General features: G+C 37.3%; 2 protein-coding genes. One reads left to right on the top strand and one right to left on the bottom strand.

The window, feature by feature from the left end:
• Window positions 1-689, top strand: a 689-nt coding sequence (locus BN1068_RS24410) for an APC family permease (protein ID WP_139344725.1), incomplete at its 5' end; no start/stop codon positions are given.
• Window positions 690-936: 247 nt separating this feature from the next.
• Here BN1068_RS24410 and BN1068_RS24405 read toward each other — a convergent pair.
• Window positions 937-1,818: RNA-guided endonuclease TnpB family protein (locus tag BN1068_RS24405; protein WP_139344684.1), on the bottom strand; the 882-nt coding region annotated here is incomplete at its 5' end.

Here is a 1,818-nt window from a genome sequence, read left to right as displayed (position 1 = left end):
TAATGATTATTGTTACTTCCATGGTTCGTCCGTGGGAGGGCGTTGTTGAAGAAAATCACATCTGGGGAACTGGTTATATCATTGAAAACCTGCTCGGACCTTTAGGCCTGGCCATCCTTGCAGTCGCATTAACCATGGGAATTTTTACCGGTCTGAATGGATTTATTATTTCATCCAGCCGCCTTTTATTCGCCATGTCCCGTGCTAAGTTTATTCCAAAAGGCTTCTCTAAGCTTCATCCGAAATATAACACACCAAGCCTGGGTATCATTTTTGCAGTAGTCATTGCTATGTTATCACCATGGTTTGGGAGAGAAGCATTGATGTGGGTCGTAGATATGTCCTCCATCGGTGTAACCATTGCTTATTTTTATACCTGTTATGCCGCTTTTACGTTATTCAAAATGAAAAAGGATCATACGTTTAATGAGAAAAAGCATATTGAAGCACCCAGGAAAAAAATTGTTGCCATCCTGGGTATGGTGGCCAGTATTATCTTCCTTGGATTACTGCTTATCCCGGGTTCACCGGCATTTTTAGGGATTGAGTCCAGAATTGCATTAGCTGCGTGGGTTGTTTTGGGGATTATCTTTTATTTAATCAAGCGTAAGGATATTAAGAACATTCCTGATAAAGAATTGAATTATTATATTCTTGGGAAGGAAGAGGTTGAGATTGAGAAGGATTAATGGTTGAAATCGAAAAAGGGTTCCAACCTAAGTTTTAATGATACATGAAGCCATTTTTCTTTTTCAATTTATTCCTTATTTACTAAAAAAGTTCGGTTCAAACATGAAAGCTAGCAATTTTGAATTTGCTAGCTTTCATGTTGTAAATAATTTATAAATATATTTTAAGCCCAGTGAACCTCCCCCACCAAATCTAAGATTTGAAAGGGGCTTCTATTGACTTAAATACAGCAAACAGCACGCATAATCACGCACCATTAGTACGTAACGCCTGATGTAAGCTAATTAATGAAGCCAATGTCAGCCGAGTTCTAGTTACTAAGGAAGGAACTTTTGCCTCCAGTAGTAACCTTTTCTTTTCAGAAAAGGATTTAAGGAATTCTCTAATAAAATACCGTGCTCCTATATTATAAGAAGCATTTAAATCTGCGTGATAGACTTTGTCATTTTGATAGGCGGCAAGGTCTTTTTTATGATTCCGTTTCACTTCTCCAGAACCGTCAAAAGCAAGCGCGGAAGTATACTTAGCGCTTACTCGTCGAATACGTACGCCTTTGTAATGTGCCATCTCTTCAACTTTCCTTTGAATGCCCAGCTTGCTCCAATGATGTACTTTATGGCGTAACTTTTTTGCACCATACATCCCCTCTGGGTGTTTCATTTTACCAAGGTACTCAAATACGATGATATCTGCTTGATGATCGACAGCAAATTTGATAATTTCTGAAGATGTATGATGCACAATATGTTTCTTTAGACCATTAATTCGTCTCCAATAGTTTGGTGCATTTACATACCCTGAATGACGTTGAGCTTTCTTTAGTTTGTTGATTTTTGTGTACATACGGTCTTTTTCTACCGGTTGATTAATAAATTTCCTGCCGATGACAGTTCCATCTGAACGCATTGCACAACAAACCGCAGAATTCGTGATACCTAAGTCTACAGAAACGATGACTTGTTCTTTTAATTTTGTTTTATTTAATTGAATCTTTTTCTCATAAGAAAAATGAATGAAATACTTTTTGCCTGTTTTTACTAAGGTAGGATTATTTTCTTTCCAACCGGCAATTCCACGATTCTTCAAGTTTTTATGATGGAAAGTAATCGTTACCCAAACCCAATCATT

The organism is Oceanobacillus sojae, from assembly GCF_900162665.1.
Lineage (GTDB): Bacteria > Bacillota > Bacilli > Bacillales > Amphibacillaceae > Oceanobacillus > Oceanobacillus sojae_A.
This window is presented reverse-complemented; position numbering and strand designations above follow the sequence as displayed.